Origin of the sequence: Gordonia sihwensis, assembly GCF_029632925.1 — a bacterium.
GTDB lineage: Bacteria > Actinomycetota > Actinomycetes > Mycobacteriales > Mycobacteriaceae > Gordonia > Gordonia sihwensis.
The window spans coordinates 3,189,181-3,208,252 of the sequence record NZ_CP121248.1; the positions used below are offsets into that span (position 1 = coordinate 3,189,181).

Annotated in this window: 21 protein-coding genes; 6 read left to right on the forward strand and 15 right to left on the reverse strand. The window is 67.7% G+C overall.

Annotated features, from left to right (window positions below; translation table 11 throughout):
• Positions 1-15 precede the first annotated feature (15 nt).
• Positions 16-1,431, reverse strand: coding sequence for a mycofactocin biosynthesis glycosyltransferase MftF (mftF, locus tag P5P27_RS15255; RefSeq protein WP_278124821.1), 1,416 nt, complete (start codon positions 1,429-1,431; stop codon positions 16-18).
• Entirely contained in the window at positions 1,428-2,141 is a 714-nt protein-coding gene (gene mftE / locus P5P27_RS15260) for a mycofactocin biosynthesis peptidyl-dipeptidase MftE (protein ID WP_039867067.1), read from the reverse strand. The genes mftF and mftE overlap by 4 nt, the downstream gene beginning before the upstream one ends.
• A 184-nt stretch (positions 2,142-2,325) precedes the next feature.
• Between mftE and P5P27_RS15265 the strand changes: the two genes are divergently transcribed.
• The 3 genes from P5P27_RS15265 (at position 2,326) to P5P27_RS15275 (ending at position 5,866) form a co-directional block, all read left to right on the forward strand.
• Positions 2,326-3,438, forward strand: coding sequence for a CaiB/BaiF CoA transferase family protein (locus P5P27_RS15265; protein WP_278124825.1), 1,113 nt, complete (start codon positions 2,326-2,328; stop codon positions 3,436-3,438).
• Between the two features lie 128 nt (positions 3,439-3,566).
• The gene (locus P5P27_RS15270) at positions 3,567-4,367 is read left to right on the forward strand and encodes a mycofactocin-coupled SDR family oxidoreductase (RefSeq protein ID WP_006895665.1); all 801 of its coding nucleotides are present in this window, start codon (positions 3,567-3,569) and stop codon (positions 4,365-4,367) included.
• Between the two features lie 206 nt (positions 4,368-4,573).
• Positions 4,574-5,866: an alkane 1-monooxygenase gene (locus tag P5P27_RS15275; protein ID WP_006895666.1), complete on the forward strand. Its 1,293-nt coding sequence runs from the start codon at positions 4,574-4,576 to the stop codon at positions 5,864-5,866.
• Between the two features lie 103 nt (positions 5,867-5,969).
• On the opposite strand, the gene mftD is transcribed toward P5P27_RS15275, so the two are convergent.
• The 4 genes from mftD to mftA form a co-directional block, all read right to left on the reverse strand.
• Entirely contained in the window at positions 5,970-7,187 is a 1,218-nt protein-coding gene (gene mftD / locus P5P27_RS15280; RefSeq protein WP_222111227.1) for a pre-mycofactocin synthase MftD, read from the reverse strand.
• Between the two features lie 350 nt (positions 7,188-7,537).
• A complete protein-coding gene (gene mftC, locus P5P27_RS15285) occupies positions 7,538-8,827 on the reverse strand; it encodes a mycofactocin radical SAM maturase (protein ID WP_006895668.1) in 1,290 nt (429 codons plus the stop codon).
• Between the two features lie 4 nt (positions 8,828-8,831).
• Positions 8,832-9,203 (reverse strand): mycofactocin biosynthesis chaperone MftB, encoded by a 372-nt coding sequence (mftB, locus tag P5P27_RS15290; RefSeq protein WP_006895669.1) that lies wholly within the window; start codon positions 9,201-9,203, stop codon positions 8,832-8,834.
• A complete protein-coding gene (gene mftA, locus P5P27_RS15295) occupies positions 9,203-9,295 on the reverse strand; it encodes a mycofactocin precursor MftA (protein ID WP_101841532.1) in 93 nt (30 codons plus the stop codon). The genes mftB and mftA overlap by 1 nt, the downstream gene beginning before the upstream one ends.
• A gap of 140 nt (positions 9,296-9,435) precedes the next feature.
• Here mftA and mftR point away from each other — a divergent pair, with 140 nt between their 5' ends.
• From mftR to P5P27_RS15310, 3 genes are all read left to right on the forward strand, one after another.
• Positions 9,436-10,047: a mycofactocin system transcriptional regulator gene (gene mftR, locus P5P27_RS15300; protein WP_006895670.1), complete on the forward strand. Its 612-nt coding sequence runs from the start codon at positions 9,436-9,438 to the stop codon at positions 10,045-10,047.
• Between the two features lie 154 nt (positions 10,048-10,201).
• The gene (locus tag P5P27_RS15305) at positions 10,202-11,260 is read left to right on the forward strand and encodes a ferredoxin--NADP reductase (protein ID WP_006895671.1); all 1,059 of its coding nucleotides are present in this window, start codon (positions 10,202-10,204) and stop codon (positions 11,258-11,260) included.
• A 58-nt stretch (positions 11,261-11,318) separates the two neighbouring features.
• On the forward strand, positions 11,319-11,705 hold the full coding sequence (locus tag P5P27_RS15310; RefSeq protein WP_006895672.1) for a DoxX family protein: 387 nt from the start codon (positions 11,319-11,321) through the stop codon (positions 11,703-11,705).
• Between the two features lie 21 nt (positions 11,706-11,726).
• Here the strand turns inward: P5P27_RS15310 and P5P27_RS15315 are convergent, their stop codons facing one another.
• The 9 genes from P5P27_RS15315 to P5P27_RS15355 are packed head-to-tail and all read right to left on the reverse strand — an operon-like array spanning position 11,727 to position 18,832.
• Positions 11,727-12,446 (reverse strand): DNA alkylation repair protein, encoded by a 720-nt coding sequence (locus tag P5P27_RS15315; protein ID WP_006895673.1) that lies wholly within the window; start codon positions 12,444-12,446, stop codon positions 11,727-11,729.
• A complete protein-coding gene (locus tag P5P27_RS15320) occupies positions 12,443-13,642 on the reverse strand; it encodes an NAD(P)/FAD-dependent oxidoreductase (protein WP_278124834.1) in 1,200 nt (399 codons plus the stop codon). Before P5P27_RS15320 ends, P5P27_RS15315 begins: the two co-directional genes overlap by 4 nt.
• Before the next feature lie 17 nt (positions 13,643-13,659).
• Positions 13,660-14,256 carry a hypothetical protein gene (locus tag P5P27_RS15325; protein WP_278124836.1) on the reverse strand — a complete coding sequence of 199 codons (597 nt, stop codon included), beginning with the start codon at positions 14,254-14,256 and terminating at the stop codon, positions 13,660-13,662.
• Positions 14,256-14,867, reverse strand: a complete 612-nt coding sequence (locus P5P27_RS15330) for a hypothetical protein (protein WP_006895676.1) — start codon at positions 14,865-14,867, stop codon at positions 14,256-14,258. The genes P5P27_RS15325 and P5P27_RS15330 overlap by 1 nt, the downstream gene beginning before the upstream one ends.
• On the reverse strand, positions 14,864-15,364 hold the full coding sequence (locus tag P5P27_RS15335; protein WP_278124839.1) for a hypothetical protein: 501 nt from the start codon (positions 15,362-15,364) through the stop codon (positions 14,864-14,866). The genes P5P27_RS15330 and P5P27_RS15335 overlap by 4 nt, the downstream gene beginning before the upstream one ends.
• Entirely contained in the window at positions 15,361-15,951 is a 591-nt protein-coding gene (locus P5P27_RS15340) for a hypothetical protein (RefSeq protein ID WP_006895678.1), read from the reverse strand. Before P5P27_RS15340 ends, P5P27_RS15335 begins: the two co-directional genes overlap by 4 nt.
• Positions 15,952-15,969: 18 nt before the next feature.
• Entirely contained in the window at positions 15,970-16,851 is an 882-nt protein-coding gene (locus P5P27_RS15345) for an SDR family oxidoreductase (RefSeq protein ID WP_006895679.1), read from the reverse strand.
• 50 nt (positions 16,852-16,901) lie between these two features.
• Positions 16,902-17,492 carry a TetR/AcrR family transcriptional regulator gene (locus tag P5P27_RS15350; protein WP_006895680.1) on the reverse strand — a complete coding sequence of 197 codons (591 nt, stop codon included), beginning with the start codon at positions 17,490-17,492 and terminating at the stop codon, positions 16,902-16,904.
• 2 nt (positions 17,493-17,494) lie between these two features.
• Positions 17,495-18,832 (reverse strand): cytochrome P450, encoded by a 1,338-nt coding sequence (locus P5P27_RS15355; RefSeq protein WP_006895681.1) that lies wholly within the window; start codon positions 18,830-18,832, stop codon positions 17,495-17,497.
• Between the last annotated feature and the right edge of the window lie 240 nt (positions 18,833-19,072).

A 19,072-nucleotide genomic window follows, 5' to 3' on the forward strand; every position in this document is an offset into this window, starting at 1 on the left:
CTCACGCGGTCCGTGTCAGCGGGTGACGACAGGCCGCAGCGCCGACCAGTCGCGATTGGTCACCGCACCCTGCCACAGGCCGAGTCCGTAGGCGAAGTCGTCGAGCCGCCGGATCACCGAGTACCCCACCGGTTCCACCATCGGCGACGACGGCTCGGCGATCCGGGATCGCAACCACATCACCGCAGCCTCGGCCACCGCGGCCTCAAGGAACCACCGTCGGAATCGCGACGAGACCACCAGACCGAGCAGCGACAGCGGCCAGTAGTGACGCAGGGCCGCCGACCAGATCTGCAGGACACCGTAGCCCAGCGCTCGGCCGACGTTGCGCGCTGCGATGAGGTCACGCGCCGGCACGCCTGCGAGCGGCTTCCGGATGCGACCGAAGATCCAGCCGGAGACCAGCATCGCCACTCCCAGGCCGATCCTGGTCCGAGTCAGCAGCGACACCACCGCGACCGCCAGCGGAATGCTCGTCATCACCGGAGCGGCCAACCGATCATGCCGACTCGCGAGTTCAGCCGCGCCGGTGCCGTAGAAGCGACGGCGGTCGAGCATCGCCCGGAGCGACTGCCGATGGTCGTGTGCGACGTGCGCGACCGGGTCGTATCGGACCACCCAACCGGCCGCGTGCGTGCGCCAGCACAGATCGACGTCCTCAGCTACACGCAGCGACTCATCGAACCGGGCGAAGGCGGCGCGACGCACCACCATCGCCGCGCTCGGCACGTACGCGATCGGAGTGCCCGGCCGCACCGGGCCCTCATTCGGCCCCATGTCCAGTGAGGAGTACCTGTTCGCGTAGGCCGCCACCGGCGTCCGTCCGTCGCGGCCCGCGGTGTCGCCGAGTCCGACGATCCGCGGTGCGACGATCGCGACCGCGGGATCGGAGAAGTGACTCAGCAGCATCGTCAGCCACTCACCGCACGGGCGGGTGTCTGAGTCGAGGAAGGCGACGAACTCGGTGTCGGCGGCGTCGAAACCGGCGTTGCGCGCGGCCGCGGGCCCCGCGTTCACCTCCAGCCGGATCACACGGAGGCGTTCGTCGTCGGGAACAGTCATCGGCCGCGACGAGGCATCGTCCACCACGATCACCCGCAGCCCGGGAAGCGCTTCGACGAGTCGGTCCACACCCGCCTGATTGTCGCGCACCGGGATCACCACCGTGACCTCGCACTCCTTGGGTCCGACCATCGGGCGCGGGTGTGCGATTCCGGCGTCGAGCAGGGTTCGGGCGAGGCTGCGCGTCCCGGCGTCGCTGACTTCGATCCGACCGTCCGCGGAAGTCATCCCCAGCGCTGCATCCGAGAGCTTCAGCACCCGCAGCGGCGAGCCGCCGACCAGGTTGCGGAGGTCGCCGCGCCGAACGCAGCGCGGATCGATCTGGACCTGGAACCCTACCGGGAGGTCGGCGTTCACCGGTGGCGTCACCGAAGCCTCCCCGCCTCGTCGACGTCCCAGGCACGCACCGATTCCGCCAACTGCCCGGCCAGGTCCGCAAGGAGCCGACGACCGAGCGCCGGATTCGCGGCAGTGGGATCGCCGAGCACTCCGGTGGCCGAGACGGCCGCGACGCCACCCTTTCGCATCGGATCGAGCAGTTCGGCGATCGGCGCCGTGTTCCCGGCCGCGAGCAGGTCCCGGCGGACCGACTCCGGCGCGAGGTCCAGTACCACGCTCGTCTCGGTGAGGCCGGCATGCGCGTCGGCCGACGGGAACGCACAGGGAAACCAGGCCGCGTCGCGTCCCTCGTAGCGCAACCGCGCGACGGCGTCCGCGATCGCGTGCGCGTTGCCGCCGTGGGCGTTCACGAACAGCAGCCGACCGGCCCAGCGCATCGCGCTGCGCCCGTACTCGAGAACCAGCAGTCGGAGGGCCTCACGCCCGATCGAGACGGTCCCCGGGAAGCCCTCGTGCTCGCCCGAAGCGCCGTACGAGATCGACGGCGCCACCAGAACATCCGACGAATCATCCAGTGCGGCAACCGCTTCGCGCGACACGGCGTCTGCAATGCGCGCATCTGTGTCGAGCGGCAGATGCGGGCCATGCTGTTCGACAGCCCCGACCGGCACGACTAACGTCGGCTCGGCCCCGACCAGTTCATGCCACGTCCGGGACGCCAATTCGGTCGCCGGTGTCATTGCGACAACGTTACCGACGTGCCCCCTGGCTAGGGAACCGTTGGGGCCCTTTTGCCGGTCTGCGCGCCTCATCCGAACCACTGACACCATCAGTGCGAATCCGGTACACGTGTATAGTGACGACCGCACGTGACCCAGACCACGCCGTCAGGTCGTGGTGATACCTGTGAACGGAGTCCTCCCCGTGTCTACTCCCACCCGCCGGCCGTCCGGACGTTCCGGCCCCCTCGCCGACATCCGCGTCATCGAGTTCGCGGGCATCGGCCCCGGACCGCACGCCGCGATGCTGCTGGCCGACCTCGGCGCCGACGTCGTGCGCGTCCAGCGGCCAGGCGAACTGCCGTCTCCGGAGCGGAACGCCGACGCCATGCTGCGCGGCCGCCGCGTCATCGAAGCCAATCTGAAGAACCCGGCCGATCGCGAGACCATTCTCAACCTGGTCGCCAAAGCCGATGTGGTCATCGAGGGCTTCCGCCCCGGCGTCATGGAGCGGCTCGGCTTCGGTCCGGACGATCTGCACGCGGTGAACCCCGGGCTGATCTACGGCCGGATGACGGGCTGGGGTCAGGACGGTCCGCGCGCCGACCTCGCCGGACACGACATGAACTACATCTCGCTCACCGGAATGCTGCACGCCATCGGCCGCCCGAACGAGAAGCCGACCCCGCCGTTGAACCTGGTCGGCGACTTCGGCGGCGGCTCGATGTTCCTGGTCATGGGCGTCCTCGCCGCGCTGGTCGAGCGTGCCGCCTCAGGTAAGGGCGAGGTCATCGACGCCGCGATGTGCGACGGAGCGTCGGTCCTCGGGCAGATGATGTGGGCCTTCCGCGGCACCGGACTCTGGCAGGACCGGCGCGGAGTCAACCTCCTGGACACCGGCGCCCCGTTCTACGAGGTGTACGAGACCTCCGACGGCAAGTGGATGGCCGTCGGCGCCATCGAACCGCAGTTCTACGCCGAACTCCTGAAAGGTCTCGAACTCGACCCGGCGTCGCTGCCGAGTCAGCTCGACACCGCGAAGTGGGGCGAGCTGAAGCAGATCTTCGCCGACACGTTCAAGACCAAGACGCGCGACGAGTGGGCGGCGATCTTCGACGGCACCGACGCCTGCACGTCCCCGATCCTCGACTTCACCGAGGCTCCTCACGATCCGCACCTGGCCGCCCGCGGCACGCTCGTCGAGATCGACGGCGTCACGCAGGCGCAGGTGGCACCGCGGTTCCAGCGATCGGCCACGCAGACCCCCGTCGGCCCCGCACGTGAGGCCACCGACCCGGCGACGGTCTGGCAGGACTGAGACCTACTCCGACTCGGCCCGACGGCCGGGACGCACGCCCTCCGGCGTCGTGCGTCCCGGCCGTTTCCGATTGACTAGAACGTGTTACAGTTTGGCTCTCAGGGCATTGTGACGAGAGGCATACCAGCATGGGACAGTTCGACGGTCAGGTCGTCTACATCACCGGCATCGCACGCGGCCAGGGGCGCAACCACGCGGTCCGGTTCGCGCGCGAAGGCGCGTCCGTCATCGGCATGGACCTCGCCGGCCCGGTGGCCGACCACATGACCTACCCGCCGTCGACCGCTGACGACCTCGCCGAGACCGTCCGGCTCGTCGAAGAAGCGGGCGGCAAGATCCTCGCGCGGCAGGGCGATACCCGCGACCTCGCCTTCCAGGAGCAGCTCGTGGCCGACGGCGTCGAACAGTTCGGTCGCCTGGACCACGTCGTGGCCAACGCCGGCATTCTCACCTGGGGCCTCACGTGGGAACTGTCCGAGGAGCAGTTCACCGATGTGATCGATGTGAACCTGGTCGGCACCTGGAAGACGTTGAAGGCGTCCATTCCGGCGATCCTGGACGCGGGCAACGGCGGCAGCATCACCATCATCTCGTCCGTCGCCGGCCTCAAGGCGATGCCGGTGCAGGCGTCGTACTCGGCGTCCAAGTTCGGGTTGCGCGGCCTGGCGCAGACCGCCGCCAAGGAGCTCGGGCCCAAGCGCATCCGCGTCAACACCGTCCACCCGTACGCGGTGCACACCCCGATGGGGCTCGAAGACACCTCCGCGATGAAGGCCTTCGAGGAGTACGGAATGCACTTCCCGTCAATGCTCGGCCACTACCCGGTCGCCAGCCTCGACGATCTGTCCGACGCCGTGCTGTACCTCTCGACGGCCCAGTCGGTCACCGGCGCCGAGTTCCAGATCGACATGGGTCATTCGAAGGTCTGACTCGATCGCAGCCGCGTCCGCCGAGCATGTCTCATTCGTCTGACATGCGAAGACGGTGTCTGTCAGATCCGTGCCTGCGGTCATCATCGGCGTGAAAACCGGGTAACGAACCTGCTTTCCTCGTCGATATCCGAGTATCCGACGCCGATGTGAAGTAAGTCTTGAAATCACCGGCCGTCGGGGGCACCGGTGGGGAGGCGAGGGGTATGCGACGACAGGGGCGGCAACCGGATCAGGCCGACCGATGGCGCGACCGCAAACGCTATCTCTGGCCTCTCGGCATCGTGGCGGCTTTCGGCCCCGGCATCGCGTGGTTGCTGGTTCATTATCTGTCGTGGGGGATCTTCTGGGCCGTCGGTTTCCTCGTTTTCGTGGTACTGATTCCTCTGATCGACCTACTCGTCCGGCTCGATCAAGTGAATCCGCCCGACGAGGTTCTGGCGCGTCTTGAAGCGGACCCGTACTACCGCTGGTGCGTGTACGCCTATCTTCCGGTTCAGTACGCGGGATTCTTCTTCGGCTTCTGGTGTCTGGCGCACGCGCCGATGGCCACCGGTGAGCGCATCGCCATGTCGATGACGATCGCGGTCTCGAGCGCCATCGCGATCAATGTGGCGCACGAACTCGGTCACAAGAAGCCGCGGCTGGAGAAGTCGCTGGCCAAGATCGCGCTCGCTCCCAGCGCGTACGGGCACTTCTACATCGAGCACAACGTCGGACATCACGTCCTGGTCGCGACACCCGGCGATCCGGCGAGCGCACGGCTGGGCGAATCGCTGTGGGCGTTCTGGCCCCGCGCGATCTTCGGCGGGCTGCGCTCGGGTATCCGGCTCGAGCGCGACCGGCTCCGGCGGCAGGGCAAGGGTTTCTGGACGCTGCGCAACGACGTCGTCCAGACCTGGCTGCTCACCGCGGTGCTGGCAGCGGCCGTCGCGATCGCCTTCGGCCCCGGCGTTCTTCCCTGGTTCGTCCTGCAGGCAGCCATCTCGGCACTGATCCTCGAAGGCGTCAACTACATCGAGCACTACGGACTCCTCCGGCCCGTCGGTGAGAACGGACGTCCGGGAAAGATTCTTCCCGAGCACAGCTGGAACTGCGACTACATCTGCAGCAACCTGTTCCTCTACCATCTGCAGCGCCACTCGGACCATCACGCGAATCCGCGGCGCCGCTATCAAGCGCTGCGGTCGTACGACACCGCGCCGCAGATGCCGGCCGGTTACGCGGCGATGCTGCTGCTGGCACTGATGCCTCCCCTGTGGCGACGCGTGATGGACCCGCGCGTGGTGGCTCACTACCGCGGCGACGTGATGCGCGCCAACGTGCAGCCGTCGCGACGCGAGCGGCTCCTGCGGAGGTTCCCGCCGCCCGCCACCGAACGGGCTGCCGCGATCGCACCGCCGTCGAAGGGCCGGGAGAAGCCGCGGGGCGTGACGCCGCGGCCCGCGGTCGGCGTCGTCGACACCGTATGGGGTCGGTTCACTCACGCGAAGACGTGACGGCCAGGCGATGACTTGACGACGGTGACTCGGCGAATGTGATCGGCCGGCGGCCCCGATCAGGGCCGCCGGCCGAATCGCCGTCGACGGGTCGCCCCGTGACTCACGCGCCGTGAATCTGCTCGAATCCTTCGGGGATGATCAGGTCGGCTCGCGAGAGATCGGCGACGTCGGATTTACCCAGACCCATCATCGCCGAGTCGACGCCCATGCGAAGCAGGTCGAGGACGTTCTCCACGCCGGTCTGCCCGTTGGCGGCAAGACCCCACAGGTAGGCGCGGCCGATCATGACGGCCTTGGCGCCCAGCGCGAGCGCTTTGACCACGTCGCTGCCGCGGCGGATGCCACCGTCGAGCAGAACGTCGACCTCGTTGCCGACCGCATCCGCGATCGGTCCGAGGACGCGGATCGTGGCCGGCGTGCCGTCGAGATTGTTGCCGCCGTGATTGGAGACGGAGATCGCGGTGGCGCCGATGTCGACCGCGCGGCGCGCATCGTCGATTCGGGTGATGCCCTTGACCATGAACTCGCCGCCCCACTGCTCACGCAGCCACTGGATGTCCTCCCAGGTGGGCGGCGGAGTGTTCATCCACTGGCCGTAGACGTCGAAGAAGGTCGGTCCCGGCTCGCCCTTGTGCGCGATGTTCGGCGCACTCAGGTCGGGGATGATGAGCTTGCCGTCGCGGAACCAGCTCATCGCGTACCGGGGCTTGGTGATCATCTCAGGCGCCAGCTTGGCTACGGCGTTGAAGTCGACCTGCTCGGGGATCTCCGGGCTGCCCCAGTCGCGACCGACGTTGAACACCCAGTCGGTGGTGACGATCAGGCCCTTGCAGCCGGCCGCGCGGGCGCGCTCGGCGCGCGCCAGGATGTCTTCACGACTGCCGAGCCAGTAGATCTGGAAGAAGATCTTGTCGTTGACCGCGGTCACTTCCTCCACGGGCTTCGACGCGAAGCTGGACAGTCCCATCGCGGTTCCGCGGTTGGCCGCGGCTCGCGCCACCGCCACTTCGCCGTCGGGATTGACCGCCTGCACACCGGTGGGCGAGATCATCACCGGGAACGGGAGGTCCTGCCCCATGACGCGGGTGGCGAGATTGCGCTCCGGCTTCACCCCGATGACGTGCGGCGAGAACCCGAGCTCCCCGAAGGCGTCCACATTGTCGTTGACGGTGATACCGGCCTGAGTGCCGGCGATCAGCGACGAGTAGACCGTCTTCGGCAACCGCTTCTTGGCTCGACGCTGCGCCTCGCCGATGGTCTCGAACCACGGGTTCTGACGCCACGGGTTCTTCTCCATGAGTTCGGAGAACTTGGACATGATCAGTCTCTTTCCTGCTGTGAATGATGTGAGAGTTCGCGTTGTGCTGGGCGGGCTTGTTGAGCGAGCGTCTCGCCAGGCCAGTTGAGCGAGCGTCCTTCTCAGGCCAGTTGAGCGAGCGCCCTTCTCAGGCCAGTTGAGCGAGCGTCCTTCCCAGGCTTGCTGGGCGAGCGCCTCCCCCAGGCCAGTTGAGCGAGCGTCCTTCTCAGGCCAGTTGAGCGAGCGAAGCGAGTCGAAACGGCAAACCGCCCGCGTGCCCGCTGGAAGCTCGCCGATGTTTCGACTCGCTTCGCTCGCTCAACAAGCCTGGGGGGGAAGACGCTCGCTCAACTGGCGCAAAAGGCAATCGCTCAGGAGCAGCCCGACGACGAGCAGCCGGTCGCGGTGGTCGGCATGAATCCGGCGAGCGGGTTCTCGTCGCAGTCGCGCGACGGCGGGCGCGTCATCAAGGTCAGCGGCACCCCGCGGGAGTGGTCCTTGTTGGCGGTCGGCTTCGACCGTTCGCCGGCCAGCAGCGACTCACCGTAGCCCTGGACGCACTCGGGGTCGGGACCGTCGAGCGGCAGTCCCGTGAAGAACTTCGCCGCCATGCATCCACCGCGGCACGCGTCGTAGTGGTTGCAGCTGGCGCATGCCCCGGCACTCTGCGGTTCCCGGAGCTCGGTGAACAGCTCCGACCGCTGCCAGATCTCCTGGAATCCGCCGTCTGTGGTGATGTTTCCGGCGAGGAAGTTCTCGTGGATCGCGAACGGGCAGGCGTACACGTCGCCCACCGGATCGATGAGGCACACGACCCTGCCGGCTCCGCACAGGTTCAGACCCGGCAGACCGCTGCCACCCGCTCCGGCGAACGCCGAGAGGTGGAAGAACGAGTCTCCGGTGAGCACCCGGTCGCCATGGGCCACCAGCCATTCGTAGAGCTCGCGCTGCTGCTCGGGAAGCGGGTGCAGATCGTCCCACACATCGGCGCCGCGCCCGGAGGGACGCAGGCGCGTGATGCGCAGCGTGGCACCGTACTTGTCGGCCAAAGCCTTGAACTCGTCGAGTTGCGCGACGTTGTGACGGGTCATCACGACGCTGATCTTGGCGTCGCGGAATCCCGCGTCGGCGAGGTTTTCGAGCGCACGGACCGCCATGTCGAACGACCCCGGACCGCGGACGGCGTCGTTCACCTCGGCGTTGGCGCCGTCGAGCGAGATCTGGACGTCGACGTAGTCGGACGCGGCCAGCCGCGCCGCCACCTCCGGAGTGATCCGCAACCCGTTGGTCGAGAACTTCACGCCGACCTGGTGATCGGTCGCGTAGTCGACGAGCTCCCAGAAGTCGGGCCGCACGGTCGGCTCGCCGCCGCCGATGTTGACGTAGAACACCTGCATGCGCTGCAGCTCGTCGATGATCGCCTTGCACTGTTCGGTCGAGAGCTCACGCGGATCACGCTTGCCCGAGCTCGACAGGCAGTGCACGCACGACAGGTTGCAGGCGTACGTCAGTTCCCACGTGAGGCAGATCGGCGCGTCCAGCCCCCGCTCGAACTGGTCGACGAGGCGCCCGACCTTCGGCGGCGCGGGCACCGTCAGCGGCGGCGTGAGGGACGGCATGCCGAGAGCCTCGGCGCCGGGGCGGGATTCCAGGGTGGTCACAGGGTCACTCCTCGGTCGGGTGCGCCGGCGCGGGTCGAGAGGCGGCGTCCGGGGCCTGCCGTTCGATGATCATTCCGGACTCGCTCAGCGCGGAGAGGGCTTGCAGATACAGCGGGCGATCGCCGTCGCCGATGCCGGTCGCGGTCATCGCAGCGTCGGCACTGTCGTGGTCGTCCAGAGACTGGACCAGCCGGACCACCTCGAGGTTCTTCAGAAACGAGAGCTTGCGCGTCCCGAAGTGATACAGCAGCGCGCCGAACGGCTCCGGTCGCAGAGCGACTTTCGGATTCATCCGCCACGCACGCGATACGTCGAATGGGGTACCGCTCCCGGCGGCCGCAGGGCCGCCGGGAACAGTGGTCGATGCCGTCGTCATCAGTAGACGCCACACATCCCGTCGATGGACACTTCCTCCACCAGAGACTCAGCCACGAGATCCTGCTGAGTCGCATTCGCCTGATCGGCCATATGAACCATCCTCCTTCACGAGTACTGATGTGGTTCGCTTCACACCATAATGGCACTGGGTGCAGAATCTCTAGGGGTTGGCGAGAATTGTGCGTCGTAAGATCGTGACCGGCGGTTTCTTGGATCGGAGATGATGAGCGATGACCAGATCTGGGCGTGCGGGAGTGCTCGGCGGCCGGCCGGCCGCAACCACACGCGGCCGACTCAGCGCCATCGCGATCGATCTGTTCACCGAGCACGGCTTCGACGAGACCAGCGTCGACGACATCGCCGCCGCCGCCGGAATCGCCCGCCGCACGCTGTTCCGCTACTACCCGTCCAAGAACTCTCTGGCCTGGGGTGAGTTCAACGAGCACCTCGACGGTCTCCGGGACCTTCTGCGGAACAGTTCCGACGACGTCCCGCTCGGCGCCACCCTCCGCGATGCGCTGATCGCCTTCAACACCGTCCCGGCATCCGAGATCGACAAACATCGCCGCCGGATGGCACTGCTCCTGGGCGTACCGGCGCTCCAGGCCCACTCGATGCTGATGTACCAGGACTGGCGACAGGTCATCGCCGACCACTGCGGTGCCAGACTCGGACTCGCCCCCGCGTCGCACGTTCCGCAGACCATCGCCTGGCAGACGCTGGGCACCGCGCTGGCCGCATACGACCAATGGCTCCCGGACCCGTCGGCCGACCTCACCGACCTGCTGCGATCGGGCAGCCGCATCCTGATCGACGGGGTCGCATCACTCACGCAGACGTAGCCCGACCGCCCCGGCGGACTCGCCGCCGCACACCCGGCTCCCGCCATCCGGAACGAGGTCTGTGACAGACTTCGAAGCGCTGATATCCTAAATAGAACACGTTTCAGTTTTGCCACGGCCGAGCGCCGGGCCCGATTCCACAGAGAGTCAACCGATGACCGAATTGACCCCGCACAGCGCGCGCAGCGCCATCCTCACCGTCTCCGAGGTGATCGATGAGACCGCCGACGCGCGCAGCATCGTCTTCGACATCCCCGACACCCACCGGGAGAAGTTCGAGGACTACCTGCCCGGGCAGTTCCTGACTCTGCGGATCCCGAGCGATCAGACCGGTTCCGTGGCGCGGTGCTACTCGCTGTCGTCGGCGCCCCGCCACGACAAACTGCCGAAGGTCACCGTCAAGCGCACCGCCGACGGTTACGGATCCAACTGGATCTGCGACAACCTGGAGGCCGGCTCGCAGATCGAGGCACTGCCGCCTTCGGGCGTCTTCACCCCGGCGAACTTCCACACCCCGCTGCTGCTGATCGCAGCCGGGTCGGGCGTCACCCCGGTGATGTCGATTCTGAAGCACGCCCTGCTCACCGGAACCGGTCAGATCACGTTCTTCTACGCCAACCGCAGCGAGAACGACGTGATCTTCGCCGACGAACTGCGCCGGCTGCAGGCCAAGTACCCGGCCCGGCTGACGGTGCTGCACTGGCTCGAATCGGTACAGGGTCTGCCGAGCGACCGCACCCTGGCGACGCTCTTCGCCCCGATGTCGGCCACGCACACCGCGTACATGTGCGGGCCGGGCCCGTTCATGGACGCCGCCCACAGCGCCCTGATCAAGGCCCGCTTCGACAGCAAGAGGGTGCACGTCGAGATCTACAACTCGCTCTCGGGCGACCCGTTCGCGGACGTCGAACTGGGCGAGGTCTCGGCCGAGGAGGCCGCAGCCGCCGCCGAAGTGGAAGTGGAACTCGACGGCGAGACGCACACCCTCGCGTGGCCGCGGTCGCGCACCCTGGTCGACATCATGCTGGCCGCCGGACTCGACGCGCCGTACTCGTGCCAGGAGGGCGAGTGCGGTTCGTGCGCCTGCACGCTCGTCGAGGGCACGGTCGACATGGAGGTCACCGGCGCCCTCGATCCCGACGACATCGCCGACGGCTACATCCTCGGCTGCCAGGCCCGGCCCACCGCAGACAAGCTCAAGATCGAGTTCTGACTCGCGGGGAACCGACTCGCGCGACCGGCCCGCCGGAGTCAGGCACTAGACTCGGCCCATGACGAACGAACGTCTGGCCCGAGTCCTGTCGCTGATCCTGCTGGTCCCCGGCGCACTGCATTTCGCCGCGCCGAAGCCGTTCGACGCCATCGTTCCCGATGAGGTGCCCGGCGACGCGCGCGCGTGGACCTATGCCTCGGGCATGGCCGAGATCGGTTTGGGCGCAGCGGTTCTCGCTCCGCGTACCCGACGCACCGCAGCTGGACTGGCAGCGATGCTGTTCATCGCCGTCTTTCCCGCGAACGTGAACATGGTGCGTCTGTGGGTCGACAAGAGCCCGGCGCTGAAGGCTGTCGCATGGGCCCGCCTGCCCCTGCAGGTGCCGCTCATCGCCCTCGCTCTCCTGGTACGACGGGGTGCGCCGCGCCGCGCCGCCGCTGAGTGAGGGGTAGCGTTCCGATCCCGCTCACAGCGAGCGGAAGTGAGCCCTGCGTTCCGTCGACAGTCGTTCCACGGCGTACGACAGCGCGGTACGGCCCATCGACGAGGCGTTGACCTCCAGATAGCGGAGCAGCGTCTGCTCGTCGGCGCGCTTGCCCGCCTCGCGCAGCATCCAGCCGAACGCCTTCTGGATCAGATCGCGCCGGTCGTCGATCACCAATGGAGCCACCGCCTCGATCTGCTCCCAGCGCCCCGCCCGAATGAACGCGAACGTCGCGACGATACCGGCGCGGCGCTGCCACAGATCGTCCGATGCTGCCCACTCGAGCAATTCCGACCAGTCGCCCGAGCGCAGGCACCGATCCCCGAGGATCGCGTACGCGGAGACGTCGACCAGATCCCAGTTGTCCACTCGACCGCCGCGCACGGCGTCCCGATAGACGTCCACCCACCGTTCGGGATCGCCGCTCTCGCGCGAGTAGTTGTCGGCCAGAATCAACAGTGCGAGGTGACGGACCTCGTGGGTCCGGTCGCCGAGGAGGTCGACGATCACCGACCGCGGAAGTCCACGCAGACTCCGGGCCAGGGCCCGAAGCTTCGGCACCGGCACACCGGCGAAACGATCGCCTTCTCCGTACTGGCCCGGTCCGGTCTTGAAGAATCGCTGCGACGACGCCGCGCGCTCCGGATCCCCGAGCGCCTCGACGGCCGAGACGATCTCAGAGGCACCGGAGTCGGCGTTCATCCGCCGAGCAGCGTGGAGATCGGCGTAGGGGTGAGCAGGAACTGTCGTGCCTTCATCAGCTTGCCCACTCGGCCGGCGCCGACGACGCCGGTCAGCAGCCCCTCCCGGCTGTAGTACGCCAAGAACTTGCGGCCGTCGTCGTCCACCAGATGCACCTCGTCGTCCGGGCGCGGCGTGCCGAGCATCTGGAACTTGAGCCCGTACTGGTCACTCCAGAAGTACGGCACTGTCTGATGCGGGATCGCGTGACCCAACAGGTGCGCGGCCACCATCGCGGCCTGATCGACCGTGTGGGTCCAGTGCTCGACGCGGTGGCCGTGACCGTCCACGTCGTGCCAGTTGGCGCAGTCGCCGAGGGCGTACACGTCCGCGACCCCGGTGCGGCCGACACCGTCGCACGCGACGCCGCCTCCGGCCGCACGGTCCGCGAGTTCGATACCCGATCCTTCGAGATACTCCAGCTCCGGGTAGCCGCCGATGCCGACCACGATCAGATCCGCGTCCACCCGGCTGCCGTCGGACAGGACGACGCCCGCCGCGCGGCCGTCCTCCGTCACGATCTCGTCGACGCCCACGCCCACCCGCAGGTCGACCCCGGCCTCCACGTGAAGGCGGGTGACCATCTCACCGATCCGGGGGCCGAGCGGCCCCGAGAGCGGCGCCGGCGTGGGTTCCACCAGAGTCACCGAGATGTCCATCGAGTGCAGACTCGCGGTCACCTCGCAGCCGATGAACCCGGCGCCGATCACGACCGCGCGGCTCGCCGACGTCGCTTCCGCCCGCAGTGCCAGCGCGTCCTCGACGGTCCGGATGACGTGCACTCCGGCGACGCCCTCCGACCCCGGGAAGCGCCGTGCGGCCAGCCCGGTCGCCAGGACCAACGTGCCGTACGGCAACGGCGCGACGGTTCCGTCGCATTCCACGGAGACCGTGTGGGACGTCGGGTCGACGGCGACCACCCGGGTACCGGTGCGCAGATCGATGTTCGAGTCCCGGAAGAACTCCGCGGGCTTGAGGTCGACGCGTTCGTCGTCGCCGGTGAGGACGGTCTTCGACAACGGCGGACGGTCGTAGGGCGGATGCTGCTCGGCCCCGAGCAGCGTGATCGGCCCGTCGTATCCGCCGTTGCGCAGGTTCTCCGCCAGGCGGACCCCGCCGAGTCCCGCCCCCACGACCACCACTGGTGCCTCGACCACTGCGTCACATCCCAATCTCATTGCGGCGAAACGTTCTCCACCCGCGACAACCGCCAAACATCGCCCACTCTAGTGACCGTGGCCCATCGTGCGATACCCGTTCTCGTCGGATAGTCCTGTTGTTTGCCCACCGTCACTTCCTGAGTGGCGAACACCAGCACCGACATCTGTTCGTCGTGCCGCTCCCCCGGAGCCGCGCTCGAGACGGTGGTTCGCATCGAGACCTTCGCGGAGACCGCGTCGGGAAAGACCACGTCGGGGCCGCGAGCAGCATAGTCTGCGGCCAGCGCGCCGGTCAGGTGTTTCTGGACTTCGGCACGCTGCGCGGCGGAGTCGTCCGGGGTGAAGGTCATCAGAGCCGCCACGCCCTCGGACGCCGCACGCACGGCCGTATGGTCCGGTACGGCGGGTTCGGCACGCGATTGCACTCCGACGATCCATCCGACGACCGCGACCACCAGCGCCGCGACCGTCACCAGCGCCCACGCCGTCTGCCACCGACGGTCACCGGGCACCTGCGCCCGCCACCGCGACCAGGGGCCCGACCCGGCCGCTGGACGCTCGGGTTCGGCGACGGCACCCACGCCCGCGTCGTCCCTCGAGTGAGTTCCCATCAGGACACCGCCTCCGTCTGCTGCACCAGCCAGTGCCCGTCGACCTCGGCCATCGTCACGCTGACGCCGACCCGGCTCTGCGACGGATCACCGCCGATCAGTTCCGGGCTGGTGGCCTGCGCGACCACCAGCACCGACGTCTTGCCGTCCTCGGTACCCACGACGCCCGAGGAGAGGATCTGACCGGAACTGGGGCGCGGCTGCGACGCCACCGTCGACTGGAGTTGCTCGCGGGCGCCCTGAATCCGGATCCGCTGGTCGCCGGTGCTGACTGCCAGGATGTCGCCGACATATCGGTCGGCGTGCGCCGGATCGGAGGTGAGCATCGTGACGATCGCGTGCTCGGCGGCCTCGCGCGCCGCCTGCTCCTCGCTCGCCGAAGTAGCCATCGAGTCCGCCGAACTGTGCGCCCACCAGCCCACGCCGATGAGTCCGAGCGCGGCGATCACCGCGGCGACCACAGCCAATCGGACCCCCGCGGCCCGGCGATGGGAGCGCCTGACCAGCGCGGGTTCAGCGGCCGCCCGCGCCTGCCGCTCCGACCGGACGGCTTGGTCGTACCGCTCGCGGGCCTGCTGCAGTCGTCGGGTGTCGGCGGCGTCGTCGGTCACTGCAGTTCCTCCAATCCGCTCAGCAGCCAGCGGTCGTCGGAGCGGACGTACGACGCCTGGACCGCCTTGGTTCTGCTCTCACTGTGCCCGCTGCGCGAGGTCACCGTGACCTGCACGATCACCAGCGCCTCTCCCGCGTCACCGTCGGCCCAGGAGACGGCGACGTTCTGCGGAACCCAACTCACCGACGCGGTGCCGTCGGGCGGAGGCCCGTTCAGTGCGGGGCCCGACGCGATCGACAGCGGTGGCGCCACCAGGCTGCGCGCGGTCTTCCGGTCGCCGGCCCAGGTTCGCGAGTCGACGGAGAAGACGTCGGCGACGATGATTCCGGCCTTCTCCTGCAGCGTCTGCCGCGCCTGCGCGGCGTCCCGCTGTTCAGCGTGGTCGTCGAGGCCGCTGATACAGAAGATCAACCCCGCGGTGAAGACGACGGCGGTCACGCCGAGTCGGAGCACCGTCGACATCGGCTTCTCGAGATAGGTGAGGAAGCGGTTCACGGAACCATCACCAACCCGTCGACCTTGAGGTCTCCGTCTTCGGGGACCAGGCTGACGACCAGGCGCAGGTTCTGCAGCGGGGCCGCGTCCTGCTCGGTGTCACGGTCGCCGACCTGGACACTGGCGGCGACCATCACCTCGGCGCCGTCGGCCGAACTGGACTGCACGGCGGCCGCGTCGATGCGGCCCTGGCCGTGGGCGCCGGAATCCTTGACGTATGAACTGTAGGCGTCCGCCGACTGCGCGAACGCGTCGTGAAAGGAGCCGGTGGCACCGGCGAGGATGCGCTTGGCACGCGCGGGGTCGTTCGCGTCGACGTCCAGCAGCAGTTCCACCTCGGCCGTCGCCGCTTTCAGGTAGTCCTCGTCCGAATACCGCTGGGGTGCTGCCGCCGCGTACCAGATTCCGGCCCCCGCAGCTGCGAGCGCGAGGACGGCGACCGTCGCGAGAATCCACCGCGTGCGGCGCGACATCCGCGAACGCAACCCGGCCGACGCCTCGGCCTCCGCCAAATCGTCACGCGCACTGCGCAGTTCGCTGCGCGCGCGCCTCCATTGTCTGAGGCGGTCGTCTGATCTGAACCCCACCCGGTCGAGCGTACTGATTCAGCTCTGGCCTATCCGTCTGCTGTAAGCGGATCGTGACTCGGGATCGGGGTTCATGAAGATCTCGCCCGAGCGTGTGGTGCGCAGCAAGGCGCGTTTGAGGCTCCGCGGCAGAATCGGGTAGGCGTTCACCCAGCCCATGGAGCGCGGGGCAGCGGCACGCACCCGGACGCCGGCGATGGAGGCGAGCACCTGTTCGGCGACGACGGCTGTATTCACGGAGGTGACCATCGAGTTGGTCGCGAGCCCGTCGATGAGTCCGGTCTGGGTGAAGGTCGGCATCACCACGCCGACCCGCACACCGTGGCCGGCGAGCTCCGAATCGAGTGCCTCCGAGAACTCGATGACGCCTGCTTTCGCCGCGTTGTACACCGTCAACCCCGGTGTGGGCAGACGTCCGGCCACCGACGAGATGTTGACGATCTGGCCGTGTCCGCGGGCCACCATGCGAGTCGCCGCAGCCTGACTGCCGAGGATCACCCCGAGCAGGTCCACGTCGAGCGTCGCCCGGATCAGCGTCTCGCGGTAGTCGAGGAAGGGGCCCACCGGCATGATTCCGGCGTTGTTGACCAGCACGTCGACGGGACCGATCCGGTCGGCGACGGTGTCCAGGAATTTCTCGAACGACGAGCGGTCGGTGACGTCGAGTTCGATTCCCTCCACGCCGAGATCTGCCGCCGCCTTACCGACCGCATCGACATCGACGTCACCGATCGCCACCTTCGCACCCGCGTCGAGCAGCTCAGTCGCGACCTCGAAGCCGATGCCGCGTGCTCCGCCGGTGATCGCGACGACCTTCCCCGCCAGCCGCGCGCGGACCCGGGCCAGACGCGCCCTGCGCCGTCGATCACGCGACAACCGGCTGGTGAGCGAAACAGACATGGGTGCTCCTGGGTCGAGGGGCGGCATCCGGCCGGATGCCCGATGGGTACTCAGTGGATCATCGGCGCGAGGTGCTTGCGAGCCACCGCACGCGCGTAGTCGGAGGTCGAGTGAGCCGGGTCGCTCGCTGGGACTTCGAGATACGACATGACGACGCGCACGTGGATCTCCACGGCCTGCAGCAGGTCGTCGTCGGCCATCGTGGCGCCGGCCGAACGGAGGGTCGCGGCGATCCTCGCGGTGACCATCTCGATGAACAGTGCACTGACACCGGAGGTCACTTCGCGTACGGTCCGGTCTTCGTGAACCACCCGTCGCAGGAGCGGATCTGTCTGCACCATCTCGGCCCCGCGCGCGAAGGCTTCGGCGACGGCCTCTCGCGGCGGCATCCCCTCGACGGCTTCCTCGAGACGTGACAGGCCGGCCTCGAAGGTCTCCAGCGCGACCGCCCGAAACAACGCCTCTTTGTTCGGAAAACGACGGTAGAGCGTCGACCGGCTCACTCCCGCGGCCCGCGCCACCTCGTCCATCCCCGCCTTCCGGACGCCGACAGCGGCGAACTCCGCGGCCGCAGCGTCGAGGATGTCGCGTTCCTGTTCGGACACCGAGGCGGTGATCCTGGCCTTTCGCGTCGCAGGCACGACTACCGCTTCCGCATCTGCACCGGGAGCTTGTCCTTCGGCACCGGCAGGGCGCTGTAATCCATCGGCACCTGATACCCAGTGGGGACCGACCACTCGTAGCCGCGGAGCAGGTGGTGCATCACGGTCTTGATCTCCATCTGGCCGAAGTACAGTCCGATGCACTTGTGCACGCCTCCGCCGAAGGGCATCCACGCCATCCGGTGCCCCTTGTCCTCGGCGCGCTCGGCGGAGAAGCGCTCGGGGTCGAACATCGCCGGGTGCGTGTAGTACTGCGGGTCGCGGTGATTGATCAGCTGCGGCACCGAGACCATCGTCCCCTCCGGGATGAAGAAGCCCTGGACCTGAGTGTCCTTGACTGCCATGCGCGGCTGCGCCGGAACCGGCGGACACAGTCTCAGCGACTCCTTCATGATCGAGTCCAAGACGGTCAACCCGCTCAGGTCTGCGTAATCGAGGTCGGGTCCGAACTCGAACGACTGCGCGCGGGCCTTCTCCTGCCATTCGGGGTACTTCGCCATCCAGTACGCCATCTGGGTCATCGTGATGGTCGACGTGTCGTGCGCCGCCATGAGCACGAAGATCATGTGGTTGACCACGTCTTCGTCGGTGAAGGTCTCGCCGTCGTCGCCCTCGGCGTGGCAGAGCACGGAGAAGAGGTCGGGGGTCGCGTTGGCCCGCTTGGCGGCGATGTGCTCGTAGAAGAAGTCTTCGAGGACCTTGCGCGAGCGGACGCCCTTCCACCAGCGACCGCCCGGGACCGGCTTGCGGACGTATGCGACGCCGGCGCGGACGGTCTCGATGAAGGCCTTGTTCAGCCGGTCCGCCTCGTGCTGCGGCAGTTCGAGCCCGAGGAATACTTCGAGTGCGACGTCCAGCGTGAGCGCTTTGAGTTCGGAGAACAGCTTCACTCGGCCGGTCGGGAACCGGGACACGCGGTCGGCCACCATCGGTTGGAGTTCGTCCATGTAGCCCTTGAGGACTTTGGGCGTGAAAGCCTGCTGGAGGATGTGCCGGTGGTTCCGGTGTTCCTCGAAGTCGAGCAGCATGATGCCGCGGTTGAAGAACGGTCCGATGAAGTAGCTCCATGCCGGAGCGTTCGCGAACGCGCGGTCCTTGTTCATGAGGATCTCGTTCGCCGCCTCGGCGCCCATGCACGTGACGATGCGGACGCCGAAGGCGTTCATTCCCGAGACGTCGCCGTACTGCAGACGTTTGCGGTCGGAGTAGCCGAACGGATCCCGTCGCATCTGAAGGATCTCCAGCACTCCATTGCGATCGCTGAGCGGCACCGCCTTCAGATCGCTGCCGGCCTCCGGCTGGGCGAGCACTGCAACCATCGTTCCTCCTCGATACCGGCCGCCTCAGTTGTGATCCGGCCCATATCTCGATTGAAACAAATAGGTAGATCTGTGTCTATAGTTCGTGGGACATATTTGCGAATCCGTCGCACGCCGTGGACGTCCCCTCACTTCAGGCCGGCGTCCGCCCTCAAAGCTCGTTGAGCGAGCACAGCGAGCCGAAACCGTCTCCCCGACACTTCCCGCGGAACCGAGGGGCAGTCGGGCGATACGCTGGCC